Annotated in this window: 26 protein-coding genes and 1 tRNA gene; 17 read left to right on the top strand and 10 right to left on the bottom strand. The window is 67.4% G+C overall.

The features are described from left to right. Positions 1 to 685 precede the first annotated feature (685 nt). Positions 686 to 1,939 (bottom strand): Nramp family divalent metal transporter, encoded by a 1,254-nt coding sequence (locus tag Q4P07_RS10205; protein ID WP_303374809.1) that lies wholly within the window; start codon positions 1,937 to 1,939, stop codon positions 686 to 688. A 725-nt stretch (positions 1,940 to 2,664) separates the two neighbouring features. Between Q4P07_RS10205 and Q4P07_RS10200 the strand changes: the two genes are divergently transcribed. Beyond that, a complete protein-coding gene (locus Q4P07_RS10200; RefSeq protein WP_303374807.1) occupies positions 2,665 to 3,831 on the top strand; it encodes a hypothetical protein in 1,167 nt (388 codons plus the stop codon). Between the two features lie 93 nt (positions 3,832 to 3,924). On the opposite strand, the gene Q4P07_RS10195 is transcribed toward Q4P07_RS10200, so the two are convergent. Together Q4P07_RS10195 and trxA are read right to left on the bottom strand one after the other, a co-directional pair. Beyond that, the gene (locus Q4P07_RS10195; RefSeq protein ID WP_303374806.1) at positions 3,925 to 4,392 is read right to left on the bottom strand and encodes a cupin domain-containing protein; all 468 of its coding nucleotides are present in this window, start codon (positions 4,390 to 4,392) and stop codon (positions 3,925 to 3,927) included. Between the two features lie 183 nt (positions 4,393 to 4,575). Further along, positions 4,576 to 4,953: a thioredoxin gene (gene trxA, locus Q4P07_RS10190; RefSeq protein ID WP_303374805.1), complete on the bottom strand. Its 378-nt coding sequence runs from the start codon at positions 4,951 to 4,953 to the stop codon at positions 4,576 to 4,578. A gap of 60 nt (positions 4,954 to 5,013) precedes the next feature. Between trxA and Q4P07_RS10185 the strand changes: the two genes are divergently transcribed. The 3 genes from Q4P07_RS10185 to Q4P07_RS10175 are packed head-to-tail and all read left to right on the top strand — an operon-like array spanning position 5,014 to position 7,442. Further along, positions 5,014 to 6,426, top strand: coding sequence for an NAD-dependent malic enzyme (locus Q4P07_RS10185; protein WP_303374804.1), 1,413 nt, complete (start codon positions 5,014 to 5,016; stop codon positions 6,424 to 6,426). A gap of 47 nt (positions 6,427 to 6,473) precedes the next feature. After that, entirely contained in the window at positions 6,474 to 6,851 is a 378-nt protein-coding gene (locus tag Q4P07_RS10180) for a hypothetical protein (RefSeq protein WP_303374803.1), read from the top strand. 30 nt (positions 6,852 to 6,881) lie between these two features. After that, positions 6,882 to 7,442 carry a YqgE/AlgH family protein gene (locus tag Q4P07_RS10175; RefSeq protein WP_303374802.1) on the top strand — a complete coding sequence of 187 codons (561 nt, stop codon included), beginning with the start codon at positions 6,882 to 6,884 and terminating at the stop codon, positions 7,440 to 7,442. A gap of 53 nt (positions 7,443 to 7,495) precedes the next feature. Here the strand turns inward: Q4P07_RS10175 and Q4P07_RS10170 are convergent, their stop codons facing one another. After that, positions 7,496 to 7,828, bottom strand: coding sequence for a DUF3039 domain-containing protein (locus tag Q4P07_RS10170; protein WP_303374801.1), 333 nt, complete (start codon positions 7,826 to 7,828; stop codon positions 7,496 to 7,498). A 178-nt stretch (positions 7,829 to 8,006) separates the two neighbouring features. Between Q4P07_RS10170 and Q4P07_RS10165 the strand changes: the two genes are divergently transcribed. After that, entirely contained in the window at positions 8,007 to 9,761 is a 1,755-nt protein-coding gene (locus Q4P07_RS10165) for a DEAD/DEAH box helicase (protein WP_303374800.1), read from the top strand. Between the two features lie 89 nt (positions 9,762 to 9,850). Next, on the top strand, positions 9,851 to 10,501 hold the full coding sequence (locus Q4P07_RS10160) for an IclR family transcriptional regulator (RefSeq protein WP_303374799.1): 651 nt from the start codon (positions 9,851 to 9,853) through the stop codon (positions 10,499 to 10,501). A 13-nt stretch (positions 10,502 to 10,514) separates the two neighbouring features. On the opposite strand, the gene Q4P07_RS10155 is transcribed toward Q4P07_RS10160, so the two are convergent. Beyond that, positions 10,515 to 10,982: an Lrp/AsnC family transcriptional regulator gene (locus Q4P07_RS10155; protein WP_303374798.1), complete on the bottom strand. Its 468-nt coding sequence runs from the start codon at positions 10,980 to 10,982 to the stop codon at positions 10,515 to 10,517. A 108-nt stretch (positions 10,983 to 11,090) separates the two neighbouring features. Here Q4P07_RS10155 and hppD point away from each other — a divergent pair, with 108 nt between their 5' ends. Together hppD and Q4P07_RS10145 are read left to right on the top strand one after the other, a co-directional pair. Next, positions 11,091 to 12,299, top strand: a complete 1,209-nt coding sequence (gene hppD / locus Q4P07_RS10150; protein ID WP_303374797.1) for a 4-hydroxyphenylpyruvate dioxygenase — start codon at positions 11,091 to 11,093, stop codon at positions 12,297 to 12,299. 96 nt (positions 12,300 to 12,395) lie between these two features. Next, on the top strand, positions 12,396 to 13,286 hold the full coding sequence (locus Q4P07_RS10145) for an RDD family protein (protein WP_303374796.1): 891 nt from the start codon (positions 12,396 to 12,398) through the stop codon (positions 13,284 to 13,286). On the opposite strand, the gene fahA is transcribed toward Q4P07_RS10145, so the two are convergent. Together fahA and Q4P07_RS10135 are read right to left on the bottom strand one after the other, a co-directional pair. After that, on the bottom strand, positions 13,270 to 14,529 hold the full coding sequence (gene fahA, locus Q4P07_RS10140) for a fumarylacetoacetase (protein ID WP_303374795.1): 1,260 nt from the start codon (positions 14,527 to 14,529) through the stop codon (positions 13,270 to 13,272). The two genes, Q4P07_RS10145 and fahA, sit on opposite strands and share 17 nt — an antisense overlap. Continuing rightward, entirely contained in the window at positions 14,529 to 15,446 is a 918-nt protein-coding gene (locus tag Q4P07_RS10135; RefSeq protein WP_303374794.1) for a hypothetical protein, read from the bottom strand. Before Q4P07_RS10135 ends, fahA begins: the two co-directional genes overlap by 1 nt. 143 nt (positions 15,447 to 15,589) lie before the next feature. Here Q4P07_RS10135 and Q4P07_RS10130 point away from each other — a divergent pair, with 143 nt between their 5' ends. Continuing rightward, positions 15,590 to 16,900, top strand: a complete 1,311-nt coding sequence (locus tag Q4P07_RS10130; RefSeq protein WP_303374793.1) for a homogentisate 1,2-dioxygenase — start codon at positions 15,590 to 15,592, stop codon at positions 16,898 to 16,900. 35 nt (positions 16,901 to 16,935) lie between these two features. Here the strand turns inward: Q4P07_RS10130 and Q4P07_RS10125 are convergent, their stop codons facing one another. Continuing rightward, positions 16,936 to 17,202 (bottom strand): metal-sensitive transcriptional regulator, encoded by a 267-nt coding sequence (locus Q4P07_RS10125; protein ID WP_303374792.1) that lies wholly within the window; start codon positions 17,200 to 17,202, stop codon positions 16,936 to 16,938. A gap of 104 nt (positions 17,203 to 17,306) precedes the next feature. Here Q4P07_RS10125 and Q4P07_RS10120 point away from each other — a divergent pair, with 104 nt between their 5' ends. The 3 genes from Q4P07_RS10120 to Q4P07_RS10110 all read left to right on the top strand — a co-directional run bounded on the left by Q4P07_RS10120 (position 17,307) and on the right by Q4P07_RS10110 (position 19,926). Further along, a complete protein-coding gene (locus Q4P07_RS10120) occupies positions 17,307 to 18,716 on the top strand; it encodes a rhodanese-like domain-containing protein (protein WP_303374791.1) in 1,410 nt (469 codons plus the stop codon). A gap of 149 nt (positions 18,717 to 18,865) precedes the next feature. Next, positions 18,866 to 19,054: a hypothetical protein gene (locus Q4P07_RS10115; RefSeq protein WP_303374790.1), complete on the top strand. Its 189-nt coding sequence runs from the start codon at positions 18,866 to 18,868 to the stop codon at positions 19,052 to 19,054. Positions 19,055 to 19,083: 29 nt separating this feature from the next. After that, positions 19,084 to 19,926 carry a sulfite exporter TauE/SafE family protein gene (locus Q4P07_RS10110; RefSeq protein WP_303374789.1) on the top strand — a complete coding sequence of 281 codons (843 nt, stop codon included), beginning with the start codon at positions 19,084 to 19,086 and terminating at the stop codon, positions 19,924 to 19,926. Positions 19,927 to 19,941: 15 nt separating this feature from the next. Here the strand turns inward: Q4P07_RS10110 and Q4P07_RS10105 are convergent, their stop codons facing one another. Together Q4P07_RS10105 and Q4P07_RS10100 are read right to left on the bottom strand one after the other, a co-directional pair. Beyond that, positions 19,942 to 20,559, bottom strand: coding sequence for an isochorismatase family protein (locus Q4P07_RS10105; RefSeq protein WP_303374788.1), 618 nt, complete (start codon positions 20,557 to 20,559; stop codon positions 19,942 to 19,944). Positions 20,560 to 20,603: 44 nt separating this feature from the next. Continuing rightward, the gene (locus Q4P07_RS10100; protein ID WP_303374787.1) at positions 20,604 to 21,905 is read right to left on the bottom strand and encodes a nicotinate phosphoribosyltransferase; all 1,302 of its coding nucleotides are present in this window, start codon (positions 21,903 to 21,905) and stop codon (positions 20,604 to 20,606) included. An 89-nt stretch (positions 21,906 to 21,994) separates the two neighbouring features. On the opposite strand from Q4P07_RS10100, the gene clpS reads away from it, so the two are divergent. The 5 genes from clpS (at position 21,995) to Q4P07_RS10075 (ending at position 25,403) form a co-directional block, all read left to right on the top strand. After that, entirely contained in the window at positions 21,995 to 22,255 is a 261-nt protein-coding gene (gene clpS / locus Q4P07_RS10095) for an ATP-dependent Clp protease adapter ClpS (RefSeq protein WP_303374808.1), read from the top strand. 3 nt (positions 22,256 to 22,258) lie between these two features. Then, entirely contained in the window at positions 22,259 to 22,843 is a 585-nt protein-coding gene (locus Q4P07_RS10090) for a DUF2017 family protein (RefSeq protein ID WP_303374786.1), read from the top strand. A gap of 61 nt (positions 22,844 to 22,904) precedes the next feature. Beyond that, a complete protein-coding gene (gltX, locus tag Q4P07_RS10085; protein ID WP_303374785.1) occupies positions 22,905 to 24,458 on the top strand; it encodes a glutamate--tRNA ligase in 1,554 nt (517 codons plus the stop codon). Positions 24,459 to 24,471: 13 nt separating this feature from the next. Next, complete coding sequence (locus Q4P07_RS10080) at positions 24,472 to 25,281, top strand: HAD family hydrolase (RefSeq protein WP_303374784.1); 810 nt, start codon at positions 24,472 to 24,474, stop codon at positions 25,279 to 25,281. A 50-nt stretch (positions 25,282 to 25,331) separates the two neighbouring features. After that, a tRNA-Gln gene (locus Q4P07_RS10075) sits at positions 25,332 to 25,403 on the top strand. Positions 25,404 to 25,464 lie beyond the last annotated feature (61 nt).

The raw sequence follows: 25,464 nt of genomic DNA, 5'->3' as shown, positions 1-25,464 counted from the left end.
AGTAGCCGAACAGGTTGAACGGGTTGATCGACGTGCGGCTCGCGGCCTCGAGGACCGTCGCGGCGACGGCAGCCAGGATCAACGCTGCAACCCCCAGTCGTACCCAATCCATCACACGCGCCAGCCCTGGTCTGGTCCTGATTCCCAGACTTGCAGAGCCAACCTCCTGCGGGGGCGATGTCATGGCACAAGGTAGCAGCCCAGCAACGACACTTGCCGTCCGTAGCCACCTCTGAATCCCCCCTAAGAAGCCGCGCGCCCGCAAGCCTCAGATTTTCCAGCCTTCCGGCCACGGGTTGAACACACCCAACTTGCCGCGGCAAGCGCATTCCTCGCTGTCGTCCCGAGAGTCGGACGTTGCTGATCCGCCCATAAACGTCCTGAGAGGCCGATGGATGGACGTTGCGGCGGGAATCTCCATGGAATCCGGCTGGCGATCCTGTTCGGCTTCATCCACCCGCCCATCGACGAGCCGGCTTACGGCCACTACCTAGCACGTGGGGACGGCCTCGTGCACGAATGCAGAGCAGCCACCGAGTCGGTCAAAGGGTTGAAGTCCGCGGCGACTGATTCGGCGACCCGCTGACGCAAGTGTAGGCGGCGGAAACGCTAATAGAGCGAGCTGACCTGCGGAGATACCGAGTCAGCTCAAGCGGTGCAACGCCGATGGCGGAGGGCCTGAGCCTCAGCCAAGGACGTCCTGCAGGGAGTTCCACAACTGGTTGACCCCGAGCACGAGGAACAGCAGCGCCGTGATGCCTAGCGCAATGTTGGTGTGCAGGCGGTTGGCCCACTCGCGGGGGATCCACCGACCGTTAAGCAGGCCGAGCAGAGTGAGCGCCAGGAACGGCATGAACAGGGACCCAAGTACTCCATAGGCCAGGACCAGCCCGATCGGTCGGTCGAGGAAGAGCAGAGCCATCGGTGGGAAGGTCAGCCAGATCAGATAGAACTTGAAGTATTTGCCGCCGATCCGAGCGTCTGGGTGGTCTGAGCCAACCCCACGCATGTTGCCCCAGAAGTCAGCGAACATCAGGGACACTCCGTTCCACACGCCGATGATGGAGGAGAACGCCGCGGCCCAGAACCCCACGAGGAACATGGTCCCGATGACATCGCCATACTCCGCCTTAAGGACCACGTTGAGATCCAGCAGCCCCTTGTCGCCGGCGCCCACCGCCACACCGGCGGAGCGCACCACCTCGGCGCCGACGATGAGCATCGAGATCACGAAAATGCCGGTCAGCACATAGGCCACGGAGTTGTCGATGCGCATGACGCGCATCCACTTGGGGGTATACCAGCCCTTCTCCCGCAGCCAATAGCCGTAGGCGGCCAGGGTGATAGTGCCCCCGACGCCACCAGCCAGGGCCAGGGTGTAAAGCAGCCCACCTTCGGGGATGATCGGCACCAAACCGGTGGCCATCTCCGGGACGTTGGGGACGGCGATCGCGGCGAGCGACACAATCGTCACGAACATGATGCCGACCAGGGCAGCGGTGACCTTCTCAAACACGGCGTAGCGGTTGAACCACACCATGACGAAGCCCAGGAGCCCCATCAGGACGGCCCACACTCTCAGAGGGATCCCCGGGAAGAGCGCCGCCAGGGGCAGTGCCGTTGAGCTCATTGCCGAGGCGCCGTAAACAAATCCCCAGATGATGATGTACGGCCCGAAGTACCAGGTCGTCCACCGCCCCAGCTTGCGCCAGCCCTCAAAGATCGTGTAGCCGGTGGCCAGGGTGTACCGCCCCGCGCCCTCCACCAGAATGATCTTCAGGATGACGCCGAGGACCAACGCCCACAGCAGGCCGTAGCCATAACGTGAGCCAGCGGCCAGCGTGGCCACCATGTCTGCGGCGCCCACCCCGGTGGCCGCCACGACCAACCCCGGTCCGACGATCTTCCAGCGGGCCTCCTTGCCGGAGTCGTCATCCATGCGCTCTGCGTGCCCTGGCTTGCGAGCCTGATCGTTGGCGGTCATCGTGGTCCTTCCTGGTAGCCGCGCAGGGTGACCAGCAGGACCATGAGCAGGGCGATTGACGCTCATCACGCTGCATCGACCCTCACTGCACTCGCGCTCAACACTGGGTCACGTACGTGCCGCACAACGTAGCAAAATCTCGCCGGGTGCGAGCAAGTCCCGCTTTCCGTCAACCCGCGCGTGAGCGGGGCTGCAGGGGCCGCCCGCGTTATCGCGACGTTGCCGCCGATCGAGCGGATCTCGTATGTCGACGGGCCGGGTAGCCCACAGTCCGTGCTCGACCACTACCCGAAGGATCCCGGTGAACGGCCGCTCCTCCGGCCGAACCGTAGCCCTGGGTATTGACAGGTTGCTCTCAGGGGATCATTCTAAAAAACACATCAATAGATGTTAGTGGCGATCGACCGCCCTGGTTCGCCTTCGCCGCTGACCGACTCGAAAAGGGACAGCATGCTCAACGCACTGACTGGATGCACCCTCGTCGCGGACGACACTCACCTGCGCCACGGCCACGGGACCTGCACGCTGAGCAACTTCTCCATCCGCCGGTCCGTTCCTCGCACTCACGATCACAGAGGTCTTCAGGGTGACCTCTACCAACGCGCGATCGCCGAATCCAGCGACGTGTCATCGCCGAGTCTCCTCGCACGTTCGCTCGCTGATCCCGAAAGGACCACTTTATGCACACCACACGAACTCACCACCCGCACGCGCTGGCCCGACTCTTAGCACTGCTCGCCTCCTTTGCGCTCATGGTGTTCACCTTCGCAACGACGGCAAGCGCGACAACGGACGTGAGCTCCGATGCCGGATGGCAGGCGTTCAAGACCGAAGGCGGAGTAGGTGGCGCCTCAGTCGACGGGCCATACCTCTTTCAGAGCACCAAAATGACGAAGGTGACGGTGACCGACGCCTACTGCCACGGCGATCAGTTCACCGTCTTCGACAACGGCGTGCGCATCGGCGACACCTCTGAGGTCCCCCTAGAGCTTCGCACGTGTCCGACCCGGTTCTACTTGTCAGACATCGCACGGGCCGACGTCTCGATGGCCGACCCGACCTTCGGCCACGGCGTCTTCTATGTGGGTCCGGGGTCGCACTCCCTGGAGTTCGTGAACAAGGCCATCTGGAACGGCACCGATAGCGGATCGGTTGCCTTCTTCAGGTTGGAAACCGCCTCGCTGAGCAAGGCGGACTGCATGACTAGCGGCTGGAAGAGCTTCGGCACGCTCTTCACAAACCAGGGGCAGTGCGTCGCACTCTCCAACACGCTGCGTCAGCTGACCGCTGCCAACGTGGGGCCGGTCACCTTCGCGGCGTCACCGTTCGGCACTGTTGCTCGAGGCTTGACGGCCCCCGAGAGCTGGCACAAGTGGATCGGTCCTTTTGCCCACGCCACGACCTACGACACGAGGAGGACCGTCCCGATCACGCAGAAGGATGCTCGTGAGGTGTTGACCGTCACGGTGCCGGTGTCCCTGTCCGGTGCTGGAGCGGGTGATCCCGCGGTGGTCACCGCCACCATGACGATGACTCCTCAGGACCAGTTCTTCTCCTGGGTTCCCACTGGACAATATGGCGTTCTGGGTAACACCGCTTGGGAGCTCATTGGGGATCCCGCCATCTCGGACCCGTCCATGGTCACGACCTGGAGCTTCCGTTCGACCGGACCCCTCACCCGCGGAGTGGACTACGACCCGATCGTGATCTCCTTCGACATCGGAGACAACAGCACCTTCAACAACGTTGTCTACAGCTTTGGACGCCCTGAGACCGCCAGGGTGTCGGCCACCGCAACTGGATACCTGACCGGAACTGGCTCGGGGTGGTACCTGCCGCAACCGTGATCGGAGGCGGGTCACCGCGACCTCACCTGACGAGCCGGACCCGACCGCGACAGCGTCGGGCCCGGCTCGCCACGAGAAGGCAGGACGCCACGGCTAGAGATGGACGCCGTGGCGTTCCTCAAGTCCGCTGATCAGGTCTGGCCGAGGCTGCTGGCCGTATCGTCGCGCAATCTCTTGCATCACCTCCGGCTCGGCGCGGTCGAGGGCACCCATCTCCTCAAAGAAGTGCTCGAAGCCGGCCGGGCTGATGAACTCGAGGACAACCACAGGGTTATCCGTGGGATTCCACAGCGCATGCACAATGCCGCGAGGCTTGAAGAAGATGCCACCCTCCTCGACCTCAATCTCTTCCTCGCCAACCAGTCCGCCGATCCGCCCGCGGTATACGAAGGTGTACTCATCTTCGTTTTGATGGCTGTGCGGTATGACGAGTTCATGCGGGGCGAGCACCGCAGATTGCGCGGAGAACCGCCCTTCGGTGTCTTCGCCCGTGATCAGGTGGCGGAAGACGGTTCCGGGGATCTTGGGTCCGTTGTCCCATGAAACCGAGCGTGCAGCCACCTGTCTCCGTTCGTGATGGAGCCAAAAATGCACTCAATTTTGAGTCTCCTCCAACCAAGTTGCCGGTGCAAGGCCGAGATGAGACGGGTTTCTCCCAGGCCGGCCCGACGGCCAATGGAACGGTTGAGCAAAGCCCCGCCCCTGAGAACAGGTGGCGGGGCTCGATTCGTTGCTCCAGGCGGGTCAGGCGTCGGCTGCGGCGTCCTGCTCTTCGGCCATTTTGGCCCGGACGTCGTCCATGTCCAGGGCCTTGATCTGAGTGATCACCGAGTCCAAGTCACGGGCGGGCAGGGCGCCAGGCTGGCGAAAGACCAGCACGCCCTCCTTGAAGGCCATGATTGTGGGGATCGAGGTGATGCCGGCACCCGCGGCCAGCGCCTGCTGGTCCTCGGTGTCGACCTTGCCGAAGACCACGTCCGAGTGCTTCTGGGCGGCCTGGTCGTAGACCGGTGCGAACATCTTGCACGGTCCGCACCACTCGGCCCACCAGTCCACGAGGACGATGTCATTGTCGGAGACAGCCTTCTCGAAGCTGTCGGCGGTCAGGTTCACAGTGCTCATGCCCCCGACAACGCGCTTCGGTGCACCGGGCATTCCGAAAATGCGAGAGAATGGCTAACTATGAGCGTTCCCTCGGTCTCCAACTCGATCACCATCCGCCTAGAGCTCCCCTCGCGCATCACCGCCGTCAGCGAGATCACGACTGCCGTCTCGGACGTCGGCGGCATGGTCACCGCCGTTGATATCAGCGAGTCCGGCACCGAGCGGCTGCAGGCCGACCTGACCATCGCGACGCGGGGGACCGAGCACGCCGCCGAAGTCGTCGAGGCGATCGGCAAGGTGCACGGGGTGGAGATCGGTCGCGTGAGTGACCGCACCTTCCTGGCGCACCTCGGGGGCAAGCTGGAGGTCAAGTCCAAGTTGCCGATCCGCAACCGTGACGACCTCTCCCTCGTCTACACCCCCGGCGTGGCCAAGATCTGCCAGGCCATCGCCGACAACCCCGAAGACGCGCGCACCCTGACGATCAAGCGCAACACGGTGGCGGTCGTTACCGACGGGAGTGCGGTGCTTGGCCTGGGGGACATCGGGCCGCTGGCAGCGCTGCCGGTCATGGAAGGCAAGGCCGCACTGTTCAAGCGGTTTGCCGACATCGACGCCTTCCCGATCTGCCTGGATGCCCATGACGCCGACGAGATCGTGCGCATCGTCAAAGCGCTCTCACCGGGTTTTGCCGGCATCAACTTGGAGGACATCTCGGCTCCTCGCTGTTTCTACATCGAGGCGCGCCTTCGCGAAGAGCTCGACATCCCCGTCTTCCACGACGACCAGCACGGCACGGCGATCGTGGCGCTGGCCGCGCTCACCAATGCCTTGCGCGTGGTCGGCAAGGAGATGGCCGACGTCAAGATCGTCATGTCCGGCGCCGGCGCGGCCGGCTCGGCGATCATCCGGCTGCTGCTGCGCGCGGGGGCACGCAACCTGGTAGTGGCCGATGTCCACGGCGTCATCCACGCCCGACGGGCCGACGTGGCCAGCGGGAGCAACGGCAACCTGGCTTGGATCGCCAGCCAGACCAACCAGGGCCTGGAGACGGGCACCCTCCGGGAGGCCCTCGCTGGCGCCGACGTCTTCATCGGCGTCTCTGCCGGCAACATTCTCACCGGCGATGACATCGCCACGATGAATACCGACGCGATCGTCTTCGCGATGGCCAACCCGGTGCCCGAGGTCGACCCGACCGAAGCCAGCCAGCACGCCACCGTCGTCGCCACCGGCCGCAGTGACTTCGCCAACCAGATCAACAATGTGTTGGTCTTCCCAGGTGTCTTCCGCGGCCTGCTCGACGCGCGAAGTGAGCACATTGACGACGACCTGCTGATGGCCGCGGCCAGTGCGCTTGCCGACGTGGTGGCTCCGGACGAGCTCAACCCCAGTTACATCATCCCCAGCGTCTTTAACCCGGAAGTGACCAAGGCGGTCGCCAAGGCTGTCGAGGAGACCGCCCGGGCGAGGCAGGAGTCCCGCTCCTGACCTCACCCTCCGATCCGTCGCCAGTCCACGGTGACGGGCCGCTAGGCGTGCGACCCGAGCAGGACCCTCACGGCGTTGACGTGGGGGTCCTGCTCGGCTGGGTGGCGCTGATCGTGTCCCTCGTCGTGCAGGTGGTCGGGCTGTATGCCGCGAGTGCGCCTGGTCCGCAGGGGGTGGTCGGCTTCGACAAACTCAGCCACGTCGCGGGGTTCGGCGTGCCCGCAGCGCTCGCCTGGCTGCTGCGCGCGCGTTGGCTGGTGACGCTGATGACCGTGCACGCGTTTCTCAGCGAGCCCCTGCAGGGGTGGGTGGCGCCGACCCGGATGGCCGACCCGCTCGACCTGCTGGCCGACCTCGTGGGCATCGCCCTGGGAGTCGGCACGGCGACCGTCATCCATCGCGCCCGGCGACAGGGTCGGCCATGATGGAGCGATGACCCCCGATTGGGCTGGACGATGAGCGCGACGGTGACCGGTGACCTGCTGGTCGCGACGCCGCTGACCGGCGACGCCTTCGAGCGGGCGGTCATCCTCGTCCTCCACCACGACGCGGACGGTGCGCACGGGGTGGTGTTGAACGACCCGATGGAAGCGCAGGTAGACGCGGTGCTTCCGCAGTGGCAGGAGTTCGTCACCGCCCCCGGAGTGCTCTTTCGCGGCGGCCCGGTGGGCTCGGACACCGCGATGGGCCTGGTCAGCGTCCCGGGCCACGAGCCGGGTGACGCCCCGCTGGGGACCCAGCTGCTCTTCGGCGGCCTCGGCCTGGTGGACCTTGACGCTCCCGCGCCCCTGGTGGTCCCCGAGCTGGGTGCGTTTCGGATCTTCGTCGGCTACTCCGGCTGGGGGGCCGGCCAGCTCGACAGTGAGATCCGGCACGGCGCCTGGTATGTCGTGCCACGCGAGCCGCGAGACCCCTTCCATGACGACACCGACGACCTGTGGCGTGAGGTGCTGCTGCGGCAGCGGTCCAGCCTGTCGCTCGTGACCACCTACACCGACAACCCAGAGCTCAACTGACCACTGCGCCTCCGTTCGTGGCGGGATAAGAACCCCCGAAGACCTCATACGGGTCAGCCGTCCGAGCCGCCACCCTTGCCGCCGCCGTCCTGCGGCGCACGCAGACCCTCGAAGATCTCCTTGCACATGGGGCACACGGGGAACTTCTGGGGGTCCCGGCCGGGGACCCAGACCTTGCCGCACAGCGCGATCACCGGTGACCCGCTCACGGCGCTCTCCAGGATCTTCTCCTTGCGCACATAGTGCGAGAACCGTTCGTGGTCACCAGGCTCGGACAGGTCGTGCTCGACACCGGTGTCCGTCCGCTCCAGGAGGGCGGTACGGGTAGACGGGTCGGAGGGACCAGTAGGGGCATCCAGGGGCTGGTCGGACATGCGAGCGGTCATGACGCCATTGTAGGAGGACGCGCAAGGCCGGTGCCCTCGAGCCGCGAGAGGGCAGCACGATGTTGGGCGCGTGTGCTGCTGCTGCACGCCGGGACCCTTTACCACGTCCACGAGCTGCATCTGGAGCGCCGGTGCGCCGGGTGAGTCGCCTCCCAGGAGTACCTACACTGGACCGGTCATGTCGATCTCTGCCGCCTCCCAACTGCCACCTGCCTACCCGGAACGAGCGGCTTGGGGGACGGCGCAGAAACTGCGTGCGTGGCAAGCCGAAGCCCTCGAGCGCTATCTGGCCGAGCGGCCGCGCGACTTCCTCGCGGTGGCCACACCGGGTGCCGGAAAGACAACTTTCGCCCTCCGCGTCGCGACTGAGCTCCTCGACCGAGGAGAGGTCAACCGCATCACGATCGTCGCGCCGACCGAGCACCTGAAGGTCCAGTGGGCTGAAGCGGCCGCCAAGGTCGGGATCCGCATCGACCCTCGCTTCGTCAACGCTGCGGGCCGCCAGGGCGTTGACTTCGACGGTGTGGCGATCACCTACGCCGGCGTCGCGAGCAAGCCGCTGCTGCACCGGGCCCGCACCGAGGCCGCACGCACGCTCGTCATCCTTGACGAGGTGCACCACGGGGGCGACGCGCGCTCCTGGGGGGAAGCGATCAGAGAGGCGTTCGAGCCGGCCACCCGCCGCCTCGCTCTCACCGGCACCCCGTTCCGTTCGGACACTGCGGCGATTCCTTTCGTGCGCTACGAGATGGACCAGGAGGGCATCCTGCGGTCGCGTTCCGACTACGCCTACGGGTATGCAGAGGCGCTGCGCGACGGGGTCGTCCGGCCGGTGCTTTTCCTCAGTTATGGCGGGACCATGCGGTGGCGGACCCGCGTCGGCGACGAGATCGAGGCACGTCTCGGGGAGCCGGTGACCCAAGACGTCACCAAGCAGGCCTGGCGGACTGCGCTGGACCCCACCGGCGACTGGGTGCCGTCCGTGCTTGCGGCGGCCGACAAGCGGCTGTCCGAGGTGCGGCGGGGGGTCGAGGACGCTGGAGGTCTGGTGATCGCGACTGACCAGAGCAGTGCCCGCGCCTACGCCCGCACGCTGGCAGCGATCACCGGTGTCCAGCCCACCGTCGTGCTGTCCGACGACGCTGGCGCGTCCGGCAGGATCGAGGAATTCGCCAACGGGACGTCGCGGTGGATGGTCGCTGTGCGGATGGTGTCCGAGGGCGTGGACGTGCCTCGCCTGTGCGTGGGCGTCTATGCGACCTCGACCTCGACGCCCCTGTTCTTCGCGCAGGCGATCGGGAGATTTGTGCGTGCTCGCCGGCGTGGAGAGACCGCGTCCATCTTCCTGCCTAATGTGCCGATCGTCTTGGCCCACGCCGGGTCGATGGAGGTCGAGCGTGACCATGCGCTCACCAAGAAGGCAGCGGTCGACGGGGAGGATCAGCTCTGGTCCGAGGAGGACGGCCTGCTGGCCGCCGCCAACGCTCAGGAGCGAGCCAGCGACGAGTTGGGGGGGTCGTTCGAGGCGTTGCAGTCAGACGCGGAGTTTGATCATGTGCTCTTCGACGCGGAGCAGTTCGGGCTGGGTGGGCTGCCTGGGTCTCAGGACGAGGAGGAGTTCCTCGGCCTGCCGGGCCTGCTAGAGCCTGACCAAGTGGCGACCGTGCTGCGCGACCGCCAGAAGAAGCAGGTTTCCCGTGGCGGGGGGCGTCAGCGCGCCGAGGCCGTGTCCGCCCACCGGGCGCTCGCAGACCACCGCAAGGAGCTCAACAAGCTGGTGTCCGCCTATGCCCAGAAGAAGGGCCAGCCGCACGCGGTGGTGCACGCAGAACTGCGCCGCAGCTGCGGGGGACCGGACCTGACCACCGCCTCGGCTGATCAGGTGCAGGCGCGGATTGATCGGATCCGCAACTGGTTCGTCGGTCGCCACTGAGCTGACCCACCGATCAGCGCACACCGGCAGTGCTACCCACCTGCCGTGAGCTCGCCAGTCGGGGGGACGGGCCCGGCTACGCTGCCAGGATGAGGAGCGTTCCCGAGACGTCACAGACTCTCGACCGTGGCCTGCAGGTCTTGCTGGCCATCGGCTCTCCGGGGCAGGTCCGAGGACTGACGGTCACCGAGCTGGCGGTCGAGCTCGGGGTGGCGCGGGCCGTCATCTATCGACTGGTGGCCACCTTGGAGTCCCACGACTTTGTGACCCGGAGCAGCGACGGCCGGGTCCGGCTCGGGGTGGGGGTGGCCAGGCTGCAGCTGGCTGTGCGGCCGATGCTGATCGAGGCGGCCAGACCGGTGCTCCGGGCGCTCGCCGACCAGGTCGGTGCCACCGCGCACCTCACGGTCGCCGAGGGGGAGCACGCGCTCGCGCTCGTGGTGGTCGAGCCCAGCTGGACCGATTTCCACATCTCCTACCGTGTCGGGTCGAGGCACCCGCTGACTCTGGGTGCCGCCGGGCGGGCGATCCTGGGAGCGCGTCGGGGGACTGAGGGTCCCGTCGTCACCACCAGCGAGCTGCAGCAGGGTGCGCACGGCCTGGCCGCCCCGGTCACGGGTGTGCCGGGGCTAGAGGCGTCCGTGGGGGTGGTCTCCACGACGGTCTTCGATGCCGACACGGTGGGCCTCGCTGTGCTCGAGGCCGCGCGCGCCGTGAGCCAAGCCGTGACCAACGCCTAGGCACGCCCGCAGCTCATCCGCCGGCGGTGCTGACCAGCGGCAGCGTGCGGTAGGGGATGCGCGTCGACAAGCAGATCACCGTGGAGGAGCGCTCGACCATGGGGTGCACGACGACCTCGTCGATGACGCGTTGCAGGTCGGCGTTGTCTCGGGCGACGACCCGGATCATCAGATCTCCGGAGCCGGTGATGGTGTGCGCTTCCAGGACCTGCGGAATGCCTCCGATATGGTCCACGACCGGTCCGCCCCCGGTGCCCTGGCGGATCTCTAGGGTGGAAAAAGCGACCACCGGATAGCCCAGGCCGACCGGATCGAGCTGCGGGGCGAAGCTGCGGATCACACCCTTGGCCACCAACTTGTCCATCCGGCTCTGCACCGTCCCACGCGCGACACCGAGCTCGCGAGAGGCGCCGAGGACCCCGATGCCCGGATCATGCTCCAGCAGGGTCAACAATTTGGCGTCCAGCTCATCGATAGACATGGGCAGAGTGTCTATCATCATTCTGTGAGTGCAGGTCAAACTGCACAGGGTGTGCACTCGGAAAAGCTTTGGTTGCACTCGCTGGTGCATCGCGGCACTCTGAGGAACATGACTGACACCGTTGTCCAGCTCACCGACCAAGAGCGCGAGGCCGACCTCGAGTTCGACCAGCTCAAGCAGCTCGTAGGCCTGGTGCCCTACGACCAGACCAAGGACGTCTTCCCTGTCACCGGGTGGGATGCGATCGTCTTCGCGGTAGGTAACGCGACCCAGACCACGCACTATTACCAGTCTGCCTTCGGGATGGAACTGGTGGGCTACTCCGGCCCCGAGACCGGCAACCGCGACCACAAGGCTTTCGTGCTCAAGTCCGGCTCGATCAAGTTCATCATCAAGGGTGGCGTCGACCCGGAGAGCACGCTGCACGACCACGTCCGCCGCCACGGCGACGGCGTCATCGACATCTCTCTGGAGGTGCCCGACGTGGACCGCTGCGTGGAGCACGCCCGCTCAGTGGGTGCCACGATCCTGCAGGAGCCGGAGGACATGACCGATGAGTTCGGGACCGTCCGCGTCGCGGCCATCGCGGCGTATGGGGAGACGCGCCACTCGCTCGTCGAGCGCCGTGACTACAACGGCCCCTACCTGCCTGGCTATGTCGAGCGCAGCTCTGACTACGTCCGGCGTGAAGGCGAGCCCAAGCGGTTGTTTCAGGCGCTGGACCACATCGTCGGCAATGTCGAGCTCGGCAAGATGGACGAGTGGGTCGAGTTCTACAACAAGGTCATGGGCTTCGTGAACATGGCCGAGTTCATCGGTGACGACATCGCCACTGACTACTCGGCCCTCATGTCCAAGGTCGTTGCCAATGGCAACCATCGGGTCAAGTTCCCGCTCAACGAGCCGGCTCTGGGCAAGCGCAAGAGCCAAATCGATGAATACCTCGAGTTCTACGACGGTCCCGGTGCTCAGCACCTCGCAGTCGCCACCGGAGACATCCTGCGCACTGTCGACACGATGCGCGCCAACGGCATTGAGTTTTTGGCGACGCCGGATTCCTACTACCTGGACCCCGAGCTGCGGGAGCGCATCGGTGAGGTCCGGGTCCCGATCGAGGAGCTGCAGAAGCGTGGCATCCTGGTCGACCGCGACGAGGACGGCTATCTGCTTCAGATCTTCACCGCGCCGGTGCAAGACCGTCCGACGGTGTTCTTCGAGGTGATCGAACGTCACGGATCTCTCGGCTTCGGCAAGGGCAACTTCAAGGCGTTGTTCGAGGCAATCGAGCGGGAGCAGGCCAAGCGCGGCAACTTCTGACCGTCCGCGTTCAGGAAGGCCGCTCGATGAGGGAGCTCACCAACTGGTGAGGCTCCCTCATCGTGGTGGCGCCCGGCTGCGTGCGAAGGTAGGGGCATGAGTCAGCAAGCAGGGTGGTACGACGACCCGGAGAACGCAGATGACCTCCGCTACTGGGACGGAGTGGTGTGGACTAACCACACCAGTCCCAAGCGGAAGCCCGATCTGGACCAGGCGGGCCACCCGCCTCAGACCGGATGGCAGCAGGCTGCGGGCCCGACTGCGGGTCAGGGTTATGGGCAAGTGCGGCCCGGTGAGCACGGCCAGGGCAATCAGCAGGTCGATCAGCAGGGCTACGGACAACAGGGCTACGGGCCTCAGGGGCATGGCCAGCAGGGCTACGGCCAGGGTGCGCAGGCGCCCTTCCAGGGCCAGCAGTGGCAGCAGCCGATGCCGGGAGGCTACGCCCCGCAGCGACGTGCTCGGGATATGACCCCGGACGGCCAGCCACTGGCCATGTGGTGGCACCGGGTCGGGGCTCGCGTCATCGACGGCCTCCTGCTGGCGGTCGTCGGTGGGCTGATCGCCAACGTCGTCGTCCCGGGCTTCTGGGGCAACCTCATGGACTGGGCGATGAGCACCCCCGACCCGATGGCGGCCATGCCGGCAGAGCTAGCAGCGCAACAGCGTTCGTGGGGCCTTACGGTCGGGGTCATCGGGATCGTCTACGAGATCGTCACGGTGACCCTCTTGGGCGGCAGCCTCGGCAAGCTGGCGACCGGCCTGCGCATCCGCCTGCGCGACCAACCGGGCAACCTCGGTTGGGGAGCATCGGCCATCCGCGCCCTTATCTACCAGGGCGTCGGCCTGCTGGCCAGTCTGTCGACAGCGCTAGGTTTCCTCGGCTTCTTCAACCTGATCAACGTGCTCTGGCCACTGTGGGATGACAAACGCCAGGCCATCCACGACAAGGTTGCCAAGACCAATGTGGTCAGGAACCAGCGCTGACCGCACCCTGCGGCGATGACAGCGCCGGGCGGATCGTCCCGCTGACCTCGGCCAACGCGATCGTGACCCCACCGGGTCCGGGCGCGGTCGCGGTGATCGTCACAGTGTCGCCATCTTCGAGAAAGCTGCGGGTCGACCCGTCGTCGAGGGTGAGCGGCTCGGTGCCGTCCCAGGCCAGCTCCAGCAGGCTGCCGCGCTGGTCGGGCTCTGGCCCGGACGTCGTGCCGGAGGCAAATAGGTCTCCACTGCTCAGACTGGCGCCGTTGACCGTCAGGTGGGCGATCATCTGCGTCGGCGACCAGTAGAGCCCGGCGTAGGGCGGGCGGGAGATCACGGTGCCGTTGAGCCGCACTTCCATCGTCAGGTCGAGCCCGAACATCGCCCCGGTCGAGCCTTGCAGATAGGGCAGGGGCTCGGGGTCCTGGGCCGGCAGCGGCACCCGCGCATCGACGAGCGCCGCCATCGGGGTGATCCACGCACCGAGCGAGGACGCGAAGCTCTTGCCGAGGAACGGACCGAGGGGGACGTACTCCCAGGCCTGGATGTCGCGCGCTGACCAATCGTTGAAGAGCGCCACCCCGAACAGATGGTCCACGGCCTCGTCCACGGAGACCCGGCTCCCCAGGGGGGTCGATCCGCCCACGACGAAGCCGAGCTCGGCCTCGATATCGAGTTTGATGCTTGGTCCGAAGACCGGCTGCGGATCGCTCTTGGCCTTGCGTTGGCCCACGGGGCGGACGATGTCGGTGCCGCTGATCACGATGGTGGAACTGCGGCCGTGATAGCCGATCGGCAGGTGCTTCCAGTTGGGGGTCAACGCGTTGCCGTCGGGACGGAAGATCGCCCCGACGTTGCTGGCGTGGACCTCGCTGGCGTAGAAGTCGACATAGTCCGCGACATGCAGCGGCAGGCGCAGAGTGAGCCCTTCGACGGCGTGCAGGTGCGGCTCGAGCTCGCCCCACCGTGCCGGGTTGCCCAACGCGTCCTGCAGCCAGCCTCGCAGGCCAGACCACGCCTGAGGGCCGAGCTCGAGGAAGCTGTTGAGCTGCGGTTCTGAGAGGGCAACGGCCCACGGGGTGTCGGCCGCTGCGGTAGCCAGATCGAGGGCATGGTCGCCGATCCGCACCGCGAGGTGCACCTCCTGGCCCACCTTGATCGCGCCGTAGGGCAGGTGGTGCCGGCCGTAGGGGTGGTCGTCGGGCAGGTCCAACGGCGCGTCGTTGAGTGGCTGGGTGGGCGTCATCATGCTCCTTCGCGGGGCGGGCGGGTGATCAGGCCGAGCTCGGTCATCTCCTCTAGGGGCTCGGTGACGCCGCAGCAGCCGAAGGAGACGAACCGGGCTCGGAGGTGGGAGATGGCCTCCTCCGGGAGGTTGAGAGCAACGGCAGCGAGCGCGGCAGCGTCGCGGGTTTCCAGATCGGCCTGCAGCTTGGGCAGCCCGGCTCCACCCTGAAGGTGATGGGTGGCCAGGAGCAGGTTCAGGACGCCATGCTGGTCCTCGGTGCCGCCCTCGGGCAGCTGGACGGTCCTGGCTACTGCATGGTGCAGGCCCCCGGTGAGCTTGAAGGGCAAGTTGCGCTCGCGCACGGCGAGCAGGAACTGCGCCAACTCCCTGGCGCTGGGCACCGGGGCGGTCGCGGTGGACTGGGTGCGCAGCTTGGCCAGGACCGTGTTGCCTTGATCAGCGGCGGCGGCCACCTCGTCCAGCGCTTCCGACTGCGCCTGCGCGTCGCGGACGACCTCGACGGCAACAGGGACAGCGAGGTCCAGCGCGCGCCTCCACTGGCCTTCAGCATCGAAAGCAGCCTCGACCGACACCACGCGGGTGTGCGGGCACGCTCGGAGCACTTCGACGGCCGCGATCAAGTCGACGATGTCCGTGCCCGCCCTAGCAATCACTCCCACGTCGATGGGCTCCGGGCCATGCCCGGTGCCGGTCTCCAGGTCCCCGACCGGCGGCGCATCCTGCGCGGAAACGGCCAGGGTCGCCGCGGCGGAGGTGCCGATGAGCAGCGGACCGAGCAGGTCGCCATACTTCCCGGCGCGGAGCGCTAGATGGCCAGACCAGGCCTGCGGGACCGGGGTGCTGGCCGGCGGGAAGAGCGCGGCGTCGTCGACGAGCCGGGTCAGCAGCGAGCGCGGCGCTGGCGTCGTTGACATGCTCGGCACAGTACTGCATGGTGACAGTGAGAGGACACTGTCGTCCGGATATCGGACGTCGACAGAGCCGACACGCGGGCCGACCCAGGTTGGTCCGGGGCCCTGGGATGCACCTCCCGCAACCATCGAGCAGAGGAGCCACCATGGCGCACTACCGCAGCGTTGGGCACATCCCGCCCAAGCGACACACGCAGCACCGGGACCCGGAGGGCAACCTCTACTACGAGGAGCTGATGGGGGAGGAGGGGTTCGCTTCCGACTCCAGCCTGCTCTACCACCGCAACATCCCTGCGGCGATCGCCGACGCGCGGGTCTGGGACCTTGGCGATATGTCAACCGTGCCCAACCATCCGCTGCTACCTCGCCACCTCAAGCTGCACGAGCTCTTTCTGGACGAGGAGGGCGGGGAGGGCGCCCTGCGCAAGGGCGTGGACGTGGTCACCGGCCGCCGTCTGGTGCTCGGCAACGGCGATGTCCGCCTGCTGTACGTCGTCGCAGACACCCCAAGCCCTTACTACCGCAACGCGATCGGCGACGAGTGCGTCTACATCGAACGCGGCGGTGCCAGGGTGGAGACGATCTTCGGCGCCTTTGAGGTCGGGGAGGGTGACTACGTCATCATCCCGCGAGCGACCACGCACCGCTGGATCCCGCGTGTCGAGGGGGAGGCGGGGTATGTCGAGCCGCTGCGGGCTTACTGCATCGAGGGCAACAGTCACATCGGCCCGCCGAGTCGTTATCTGTCCAGGTTTGGCCAGCTGCTCGAGCACTCGCCCTACTGCGAGCGCGACCTGCGCCTGCCGGACGGACCGCTCCTGGCCGAGGACCTCCAGCTGGACCGGGACGCGCGCACCGAGGTGCACATCAAGCACCGGGGCAGCGGAGAGAACTCGACCGGTGGTCTCGTCGGGACGATCTACACCTACCCCTACCACCCCTTCGACGTGGTCGGCTGGGACGGCTGCCTCTATCCCTATGTGCTCAACATCTCTGACTTCGAGCCGATCACCGGCCGGGTCCACCAGCCGCCGCCCGCGCACCAGGTCTTTGAGGGCGGCAACTTCGTGGTCTGCAACTTCGTGCCACGCAAGGTCGACTATCACCCGCTCTCGATCCCGGTGCCCTATTTCCACTCCAACGTCGACTCGGACGAGATCATGTTCTATGTGGACGGTGACTACGAGGCCCGCAAGGGGTCGGGCATCGCCAAAGGCTCGATCTCGGTGCACCCCGGCGGTCACGCCCACGGGCCGCAGCCGGGAGCGACGGAGAAGTCGATCGGGGTGGAGTACTTCGACGAGACCGCCGTCATGGTGGACACCTTCCGCCCGCTCGAGCTCGGCGAAGCTGGTCGGGCCGTTGACGACGGGCAGTATGCCGGTTCGTGGGGCCGCGGTCTGGCGACCAAGGACGGCGAGCTGCCGGGTGCCAGCGAGGTGTTCTCGACCAGCTGAGCGGTGGCGGTGAGCACCGCCACCGCGGCCCCGCCTCAAGCGAGGGTGAGGAAGAGCTTCTCCATCGCCGCCTGGTCGGCAGCCGTCGTCTCACTAGGGTTGTCCAGGCACTGGCGCAGGCCGGTGGCGACGATGGCGAAGCCTGCTCGGTCGATGGCGCGGCTCGCCGCCGCGAGCTGGGTGACGACGTCGTGGCAGTCGCGCCCTTCCTCGATCAGACGGATGACGCCGCCGAGCTGGCCTTGCGCCCTCTTGAGGCGGTTGATGACGCTGGTCATGTCGTCGGGATTGAGAGTGAGCATGAGCCTGAGTGTATACGGTGGGGGGTATAGGTGCAGGGTTGCTACACTGTGCCTAGATACCCCCTGGGGTATGACAGACCGTTCATCGAGAAGGAAGTGCCTACATGTCTGCAGCGGAAACCACCTCGCAGCCCCTGGGGGGGACCGGCGCGCTCACCATCGAAGTCCTCGACACGCCCACCCTGGGCGACCGCAGCTACGTGGTCCACGACGGTCAGGTCGCGCTGGTCATCGACCCGCAGCGGGACATCGACCGGGTGCTGGAAGTGGCCGAGGCTGCCAAGGTGCGCATCACGCACGTCTTTGAGACGCACATCCACAACGACTACCTCACCGGTGGTCTGGCCCTGGCTCAGTTGCTCGGGGCCGCCTATCACGTCAACGCGCAGGACCCGGTGTCCTTCGAGCGGGTGGGGGTGCGCGACGGAGACGTCGTCGAGGTGTCACCTGCCATGAGCCTGCGGGTGATCGCCACCCCCGGGCACACCCTCACCCACCTGTCCTACGCCCTGAGCTCCGGTGCGGAACCCGTCGGCGTCTTCACCGGTGGGTCGCTCCTCTTCGGGTCGACCGGACGCCCCGACCTGATGGGACCCGAGCACACCCAGGAGCTGGTCCACCACCAGTACGCCTCCGCGCACCGACTAGCGGACGAGCTGCCGGGCCACACCCACGTCCTGCCGACCCACGGATTCGGGTCCTTCTGCTCCGCCGGGTCGAGCGAGGGCGCGACCGCTTCGACGATCGCCCAGGAGATGCAGCAAAATCCTGCCTACTCGATGGAGGAGCAGGCCTGGGTGGAGCAGACTCTCGCCGGGCTGGACGCCTACCCCGCCTACTACGTGCACATGAGCCCGGGCAACAGCGCCGGGCCGGAGCGCGCCGACCTGAGCGCCCCCGAGCTGGCCGACAAGTCGATCTTGGCGCAGCGGATCCAGACAGGGGAATGGGTAGTCGACCTGCGCAACCGCACGGCTTTCGCCTCGGGCCACGTCACCGGCACCTTCAATTTCGGCATCGACGGCCAGTTCGCCACCTACGTCGGCTGGCTGATCCCGTGGGGTGCACCGCTGACCCTGCTGGGCGATACGCCGGAGCAGGTCGCCGAGGCCCAGCGCGAGCTCGTGCGCATCGGGATCGACCGACTGGAGGGCGCCGCGACGGGCAGCCCCCAGGAGTGGACCGACGAGACCCTCGGCAGCTTCCAACGAGCAGAATTCGCCGAACTCGCCCAGGTCCGTCACCACCGGAAGGTCGCCGTCCTGGACGTCCGACGAGCCCAGGAATTCGACGAGGGCCACATCGAGGGCGCCGTGAACATCCCGATCCACGAGATCCTGGATCGTGTCGACGACGTGCCTACGGGCGAGGTCTGGGTCCACTGCGCTGGTGGGTACCGCTCCTCCATCGCGGCCTCCGTCCTGGCCGCCGCCGGGCGCCACGTCGTGTCCGTCGATGACAACTTCGAACGGGCCGCGGAGGCCGGGCTGCCTCTTACCGGCGCGTCCGCCTGAGCGTGAGGCCCGATTCGTCGGGCTGATCGAGCGCCCGGTCGATTTTCTTGCCCATCACCCCCTGGCCGGGTGCTCTGAGTCGCCTTCGGTTCGACCTCACCCTTGCCCCTCACGCCTGCCCCTCACCTCACCTCAAGGAGAAACCACGCATGTGCCGAGCTGTGAACTGCAAGATCTGCGGCAAGACCACCTGGGCCGGCTGCGGCCAGCACGTCGACCAGGTCATGGCCGGGGTCCCGCGCGCCAACCGTTGCCCCGGTCGCCACAGCGACGCAGAGAGGCAGGCTGCCGCTGACTCCCGCGGCAGCTTCTTCAGCCGGCTGTTTGGCAGGTCCTGATCCGGCGCGGCGACGAAGCGAGCTGAGCGGTGCTCGTCCTCGCAGCTGCACTCGGCCTCCTCATCGGCGTGGCCCTGGGCGCCCTGGGCGGGGGCGGGTCCTTGCTGACCGTCCCCGCCCTGGTCTACCTGCTGGGTCTTGAGCCGGCTGGGGCGATCACCAGCTCCCTGATCATCGTCGGCACAACCTCCCTGATCGCGCTCCTCCCGCACGCCCGTCGTGGGCGGGTGCGCTTCGGGCAGGGACTCGCCTTCGGTGTCCTGGGCACGGCCGGGTCCTGGGCAGGCTCGAGGCTTTCGGCGGGTGTCGACCCGGACGTGCTCATGGTCGCGTTCGCCACCCTGATGGTCCTGGTGGCCGCTCTGATGTTCAGGGGAGCCCTGAGGACCGGGACGTCAGCACGTCGCGGTCGCTCGCGGACTGCCGAAGGTGCCGCGGAAGGGGTGGCCGATCCCGTGCTGACCCTCGCCCCGTTCCGCTGCGACTGTCCCCGACTGGCCAAGATCGTCGTCGCCGCCTCCATCGTCGGGCTGCTGACCGGCTTCTTCGGGGTCGGCGGGGGCTTTGTGCTGGTGCCCGCACTCGTGCTGGCCCTGCGCTATCCCATGCCGGTCGCGGTGGGCACCTCCCTGCTCGTCATCGCCGTCAACAGCGCCACCGCGCTGGCTGCCCGGCTCGGCGGTGCCGGCGCTGCCGCCGACCTCGACTGGTCGCTCCTGGGGGTCTTCATCGCTGCAGCCGTCGGCGGCAGCCTGGTCGGAGCCGGAGTCGCCGGCCGCGTCAAGCCACGTCAGCTCACTCTGGCCTTCGCGACCATGATCATCATGGTGGCGGTCTACACCGCGGTTCTCAGCGTCCCGGCGCTGTGCTGAGCGAGGGCAGCAGCGTCAGCTCAGGGTGACGCCCTGCTCGGACAACTCCTGGAGCGCGCCCTGCGTCGACTGCGGGGAGACGCCAGCGCACAGGTCGATCAGAACCGCGGTAGCAAAGCCGGCGGCAGCGGCATCCAGCGCGGTCGCGCGCACACAGTGGTCGGTGGCGATGCCGCACACCGCGACGCTGGTGATGCCACGGTCGTGCAGCCACTGCGCCAGGCCGATCCGCGAGCCCTCGGCGTCCCCGCCCGCCGGCTCCACCGTGGTCTCGCCCCGCGGATCCACCTGCGCTTTCCCCTCGAAACCGCTGTAGGCCGCGTCGTACTCACCCTTGCGAAAGACGGCTTGCACGTGGTCGAGCGCGCCAGCCAGGTTGACGTGGAACTCCGCGCCGATGGTCCCGGCCTCGCAGTGCACCGGCCAGGAGTCGCGGTAGTCAGGGGCCTCCGACCAGTGGCTGCCCGGGTCGATGTGCCAATCCGCGGTAGCCACCACCGCGGCATACTCCGACCTGTGCTCGGCCAGGTGCCGGCTGATGCCCTCAGCCACGGCAGCGCCACCCTCGACGGCGAGGTTGCCGCCCTCGCAGAAGTCGTTCTGGACGTCGACGACGATCAGTGCAGTGCCCATGCCGACCAGGGTAGGGCGTCGGCGGCGCAGCGCCAGTTGGCGGCTCAGCTCCAGTCGTCGAGGTAGGTCGTCGGGATCGCGGGCTCGCCAGAGGAGAGCCGCAGAGCCCGCAGCGGCAGCTCGGCCCGTGCCGTGGCGTGGTGCTCGCGCGCTGAGCGGACATCGGTGGGCGCGACCACCGAACCCCGCTCCACCAGCGGCACCAGGAGTGATCGATCGTCGCCGTCACCCGCTGGCTGGACGTTGATGCCGATGAGCTCGGCCTCGGCCACTCCGTCGGAGTTGCGCCGGCGCAGCGCATACTTGCGGCCACCGACCGACAGTTTGTCCTTGCTTGCCTTGGCCACCCCCTCCATGGTGCCGTCGTCATTGGCCCGGCTGACCAGTTTGTAGACCATCCCGGCCGCGGGATGCCCTGAGCCGGTGACCACGCGGGTGCCCACGCCGTAGGCATCCACCGGCGCGGCCTGGAGGGCGGCGATCGCGTACTCGTCCAGGTCGGAGGTGACCACGATCCTGGTCCCGGTGGCGCCGAGCGAGTCCAGCTGCGCCCGCACCTCGTGCGCCTGGGAGACCAGGTCCCCGGAGTCGAGCCGCACCGCGCCCAGCTCCGGCCCGGCCAGCTCGACCGCGAGCTCCACGGCACCCTTCACGTCGTAGGTGTCCACCAGCAGGGTCGTCTCCAGCCCCAAACTTGCCAGCTGGTTGGCGAAGGTCTCGCGCTCATCCTCGTGCAGCAGGGTGTAGGAGTGTGCGGCCGTGCCCATGGTGGGTATGTCGAACCGGCGCCCGGCCTCCAGGTTGGACGTCGACCCGAAGCCGGCGAGGTAGGCGGCGCGGGCGGAGGCGACCGCAGCCCCTTCGTGGGTCCGCCGCGAGCCCATCTCGATGCAGGGACGGCCGTCGGCCGCCGCCGTCATCCGGGACGCTGCCGAGGCGACCGCAGAGTCGTGGTTAAGGATCGAGAGAAACAGGGTCTCCAGCACCACGCCCTGCGCGAAGGTGGACTCGACCACCATCAGCGGTGACCCTGGGAAGTAGATCTCGCCCTCGGCATACCCCCAGATATCGCCGGTGAACCGGTAGTCGGCGAGCCAGTCCACCGTGCTCTCGTCGACCACCTCGCGCTCGCGCAGGAAGGCGATCTCCTCGGCACCGAACCGAAAGTCCTTCAGTGCCTCGAGCGCGCGCCCGGTGCCCGCGAGCACCCCATACCGACGTCCAGCGGGCAGCCGGCGCGCGAACGCCTCGAAGACACAGGGACGCTCGGCGTGGCCGCTGGCCAGCGCGGCCTGGACCATCGTCAACTCGTAGTGGTCCGTCAGAAGAGCGCTGCTCTGGTTCACGATGCTCACCCTAGAGTGGAGCCGTGCTGATCCACTCGTCGACGTCGTCCCTGCCCCCGCCCTCGACCACGCCCGAGCAGCAGGGCGACGTGGCGGTCCTGGACCGCCCCGAGGCGGACACCCCGTGGGTCACCCTGGTGTGGAACGACCCTGTCAACCTGATGTCCTATGTCACCTGGGTGCTCCAGAACCATTTCGGCTATCGACGCGCCAAGGCGGAGGCGTTGATGATGGACGTGCACACGCTGGGTCGCGCGGTCGTCTCGACCGGCACCCGCGAGAAGTGCGAGGCGGACACTGAGGCGATGCACGGTTATGGCCTGTGGGCGACCTTCCAGAAGGACGACTGAGGTATGGCGACGTCCTTCCGGCGGCGTAAGGGCCGGCTCGTCGCCACCATGGACGCCGAGGAGATCGCCCTGGTGGTCCACATCCTGCGCCTCACCCGCGACTTCGTGGCGCCCGAACGGGAGGACACCGGGGATCCGTTCCTGGATCTGGTCGCCGGCCTCGGGGACGAGGTCGACCCGGAAGAGCCCAGCGATCCGGCCCTGGCGCGACTGCTGCCCTCGGCCTCCCGGGACGACCCCGAGCAGGCGGCGGAGTTTCGGCGTCTGACCGAGCACGGGCTGCGCTCACGCAAGGCGGCGACCCTGAGCACCGCGATCGCGGCCCTGCAAGACGCCATCGCGCCCAAGGTAGAGATCGACCTGGACCAGGCGCGAGCCCTGGCGATCGGTCTCACCGACGCGCGCCTGATCCTGGGGGAGCGGCTCGGCCTGCGCACCGACGAGGACTCAGAGCGTCTGCACGAGTTGCTCGAGGCCGCCCTGATGGGTGAGGAAACGCTGGATCCTGCCACCGCCCAGAAGATGGCCTACTACGACTTTCTCTCCTGGCTGCAGGAGTCGGTGACCACCGCGATGCTCGGGCGCTGAACGCCGGTGCTGTCCGCGGCGCCGTGGCACGTCATACCTGGCCAGTAGTCTTGTACCCACCATGACGACACACCCCGCCTCCTCATCCCAGACCGAGCACGACGAGGTGACCGGCGCCGATGTCCGGGTGCGCTTCGCGCCGAGCCCGACCGGCACCCCGCACGTCGGGATGGCCCGGACGGCGCTGTTCAACTGGGCGTTCGCCCGCCACCACGGCGGAAAGATGATCTTCCGGATCGAGGACACCGACGCGGAGCGGGACTCGGAGGAGTCCGTCGAGCAGCTCATCGACGCCCTTGACTGGCTCGGTCTCGACTACGACGAGGGTCCGGGGGTCGGCGGCGACTACGGGCCCTACCGGCAGAGCCTGCGGCGCGACACCCACGTCGAGGTGGCGCGGAGGCTGCTGGAGAAGGGGCTGGCCTATGAGTCGTTCTCCACGCCGCAGGAGGTCGAGGACCGGCACCGCGCGGCGGGGCGGGGCATCAAGCTCGGTTATGACAACTATGACCGCACCCTGACCGACACCGAGCGGGAGGCCTTCCGCGCGGAGGGCCGCCAACCCGTGCTGCGCCTGCGGATGCCAGACGAGGACATCACCTTCACCGATCTGGTGCGAGGTGAGGTCACCTTCCGGGCCGGTTCGGTGGCGGACTACGTCATCGTCCGCGGCAGCGGCCAGCCGCTCTACACGCTGGTCAACCCGGTCGACGACGCCATGATGAAGATCAGCCACGTCATTCGCGGCGAGGACCTGCTCTCCTCGACGCCCCGACAGATCGCGCTCTACCGCGCGCTCATCGAGCTGGGGGTCGCTGAGCGCGTCCCCACCTTCGCGCACCTTCCCCTCGTCCTGGGCGAGGGCAACAAGAAGCTGTCCAAGCGTGACCCGCAGTCCGACCTCTTCCTGCACCGCTCACGCGGGTTTGTCCGGGAGGGGATGATCAACTACCTGGCGCTGCTGGGCTGGTCGATCGGCCCCGACCGCGACATTTTCGACCCGGAACACCTCGTCGAGGCCTTCGACGTGCGTGACGTCAACCCCAGCCCCGCTCACTGGGACCAGAAGAAGGCAGAGTCGATCAACGGCGATCACATCCGTCGCCTCCCGTTGTCGGAGTTCACCTCCCGGCTGCTGCCGGCCCTTCGCGAGGCAGGCGTCCTCGGGCCCCAGTCCGACATGGGTGAGCTCGCGCGGCTCAAGGACGTCGCCGACCTCATCCAGACGCGCATCCAGGTGCTCTCCGAAGCGGTGCCAATGGTGCGCCCCTTCTATGTCCGCGGAGCAGAGCTGGAGATCGCCGACGATGCGAGGGCCCAGCTCAAGGACGACGCGGGCACGATCCTGGATGCCGCCATCGCTGCGCTCGAGCCGATCTCCGGCGCCCTGCCCCTGCCGCTGGGAGGGGGAGTGGAGTGGACGCACGAACGCATCGAGGAGGCGCTGCGGTCGGCGCTGATCGAGGGGATGGAGCTTAAGCCTCGCTTTGCCTTCGGTCCGCTCCGCACCGCGGTCTCCGGACAGCGCATCAGTCCGCCGCTCTTTGAGTCGATGGCGATCCTCGGCAAGCACGAGACCCTGGACCGCCTGGGCCGGCTGCGTGCGCAGCTCTGACGTGCCGGTGGCAGTGACCGCCCGTCGCGCCGTCGTGGCGCCCCCGGAGGGGCTGCGTGGGCTCCTCCTCGACATCGACGACACGCTGCTCAGCACGCGCGAGGCAATGCGGGAGGCGGGTGCCGCGGCGGCGCTGTCGCTGTGGCCACACTCCGGCCCTGGCCTGGCGAAGGCGGCCGGTCGCCGCTACCACTGCGACCCACAGGGCCACTTCCGAGCCTTCACTCGGGGTGAGCTCGACCTGGACTCGATGCGCCGTCACAGGGTGCGGGAAGTGGCCGACTGGATGGGTGCGTCCTGCTCCGAGAGCGATGTCGCTCGGTGGAAGGGTGTCTTCGACGAGGTCTTCGGCGCGGTCCTCGTCGTCTTCGACGACGTGCTGCCCACGCTGCAGCGATGCCGTGAGAGCGGGCTGCCGCTCGCCTTTTTGACCAATGCTTCGGCGGACTATACCTGGGTCAAGCTCCAGCGCTGCGGCCTGGCTGAGCTCGTCCGAGAGCGGGAGATCCCGGTGATCACCAAGGACACCTTGGGGGTCGGCAAGCCCGCACCAGCCGTCTTCGAGCACGCAGCACAAGCCCTTGGCTTCGCACCGTCGCAGGTCGCCCACATTGGCGACGAGCTCGATGTCGACCCGCTCGCCGCGCTCGCCGCGGGGATGGGAGCGGGCTGGGTGAGACGTCCCGGCTACGAGGTCAGCGCACCGGAGCTGGCGACGGCTGCCGAGCATGGTCTGGCCCCCTTGCCGGGCCTGCACGAGGCCGTCAGCGCGCTGATCGTGCAGGACGCTGGAGGATTTGGGTCCGCGGCCTCGGCACGGTAAGGTATCGCCTCGGTTCACTGCTTCGGATTTCCGGAGAAGTGATACCCCCTTGGGGTATGGTGTAATCGGCAGCACGACTGTTTCTGGTACAGTTAGTCTAGGTTCGAGTCCTGGTACCCCAGCGCAAGATCGACCTCTTTTCGATTTCGCAGAGACCCTCCTGATCAGGTACGGTTTCTCCTC

Origin of the sequence: Ornithinimicrobium sp., assembly GCF_030537745.1 — a bacterium.
GTDB lineage: Bacteria > Actinomycetota > Actinomycetes > Actinomycetales > Dermatophilaceae > Ornithinicoccus.
The sequence above is the reverse complement of the archived record's forward strand: the minus strand, read 5'-3'. Positions and strand labels throughout refer to the sequence as shown.

Coding starts and splice junctions, on each gene's coding strand:
- Q4P07_RS10205 (WP_303374809.1), bottom strand. CDS start 1,939: ATGGATGACGACTCCGGCAAGGAGGCCCGCTGGAAGATCGTCGGACCG.
- Q4P07_RS10200 (WP_303374807.1), top strand. CDS start 2,665: ATGCACACCACACGAACTCACCACCCGCACGCGCTGGCCCGACTCTTA.
- trxA (WP_303374805.1), bottom strand. CDS start 4,953: ATGAGCACTGTGAACCTGACCGCCGACAGCTTCGAGAAGGCTGTCTCC.
- Q4P07_RS10185 (WP_303374804.1), top strand. CDS start 5,014: ATGAGCGTTCCCTCGGTCTCCAACTCGATCACCATCCGCCTAGAGCTC.
- Q4P07_RS10175 (WP_303374802.1), top strand. CDS start 6,882: ATGAGCGCGACGGTGACCGGTGACCTGCTGGTCGCGACGCCGCTGACC.
- Q4P07_RS10170 (WP_303374801.1), bottom strand. CDS start 7,828: ATGACCGCTCGCATGTCCGACCAGCCCCTGGATGCCCCTACTGGTCCC.
- Q4P07_RS10165 (WP_303374800.1), top strand. CDS start 8,007: ATGTCGATCTCTGCCGCCTCCCAACTGCCACCTGCCTACCCGGAACGA.
- Q4P07_RS10160 (WP_303374799.1), top strand. CDS start 9,851: ATGAGGAGCGTTCCCGAGACGTCACAGACTCTCGACCGTGGCCTGCAG.
- Q4P07_RS10155 (WP_303374798.1), bottom strand. CDS start 10,982: ATGTCTATCGATGAGCTGGACGCCAAATTGTTGACCCTGCTGGAGCAT.
- hppD (WP_303374797.1), top strand. CDS start 11,091: ATGACTGACACCGTTGTCCAGCTCACCGACCAAGAGCGCGAGGCCGAC.
- Q4P07_RS10145 (WP_303374796.1), top strand. CDS start 12,396: ATGAGTCAGCAAGCAGGGTGGTACGACGACCCGGAGAACGCAGATGAC.
- fahA (WP_303374795.1), bottom strand. CDS start 14,529: ATGACGCCCACCCAGCCACTCAACGACGCGCCGTTGGACCTGCCCGAC.
- Q4P07_RS10135 (WP_303374794.1), bottom strand. CDS start 15,446: ATGTCAACGACGCCAGCGCCGCGCTCGCTGCTGACCCGGCTCGTCGAC.
- Q4P07_RS10130 (WP_303374793.1), top strand. CDS start 15,590: ATGGCGCACTACCGCAGCGTTGGGCACATCCCGCCCAAGCGACACACG.
- Q4P07_RS10125 (WP_303374792.1), bottom strand. CDS start 17,202: ATGCTCACTCTCAATCCCGACGACATGACCAGCGTCATCAACCGCCTC.
- Q4P07_RS10120 (WP_303374791.1), top strand. CDS start 17,307: ATGTCTGCAGCGGAAACCACCTCGCAGCCCCTGGGGGGGACCGGCGCG.
- Q4P07_RS10115 (WP_303374790.1), top strand. CDS start 18,866: ATGTGCCGAGCTGTGAACTGCAAGATCTGCGGCAAGACCACCTGGGCC.
- Q4P07_RS10105 (WP_303374788.1), bottom strand. CDS start 20,559: ATGGGCACTGCACTGATCGTCGTCGACGTCCAGAACGACTTCTGCGAG.
- Q4P07_RS10090 (WP_303374786.1), top strand. CDS start 22,259: ATGGCGACGTCCTTCCGGCGGCGTAAGGGCCGGCTCGTCGCCACCATG.
- gltX (WP_303374785.1), top strand. CDS start 22,905: ATGACGACACACCCCGCCTCCTCATCCCAGACCGAGCACGACGAGGTG.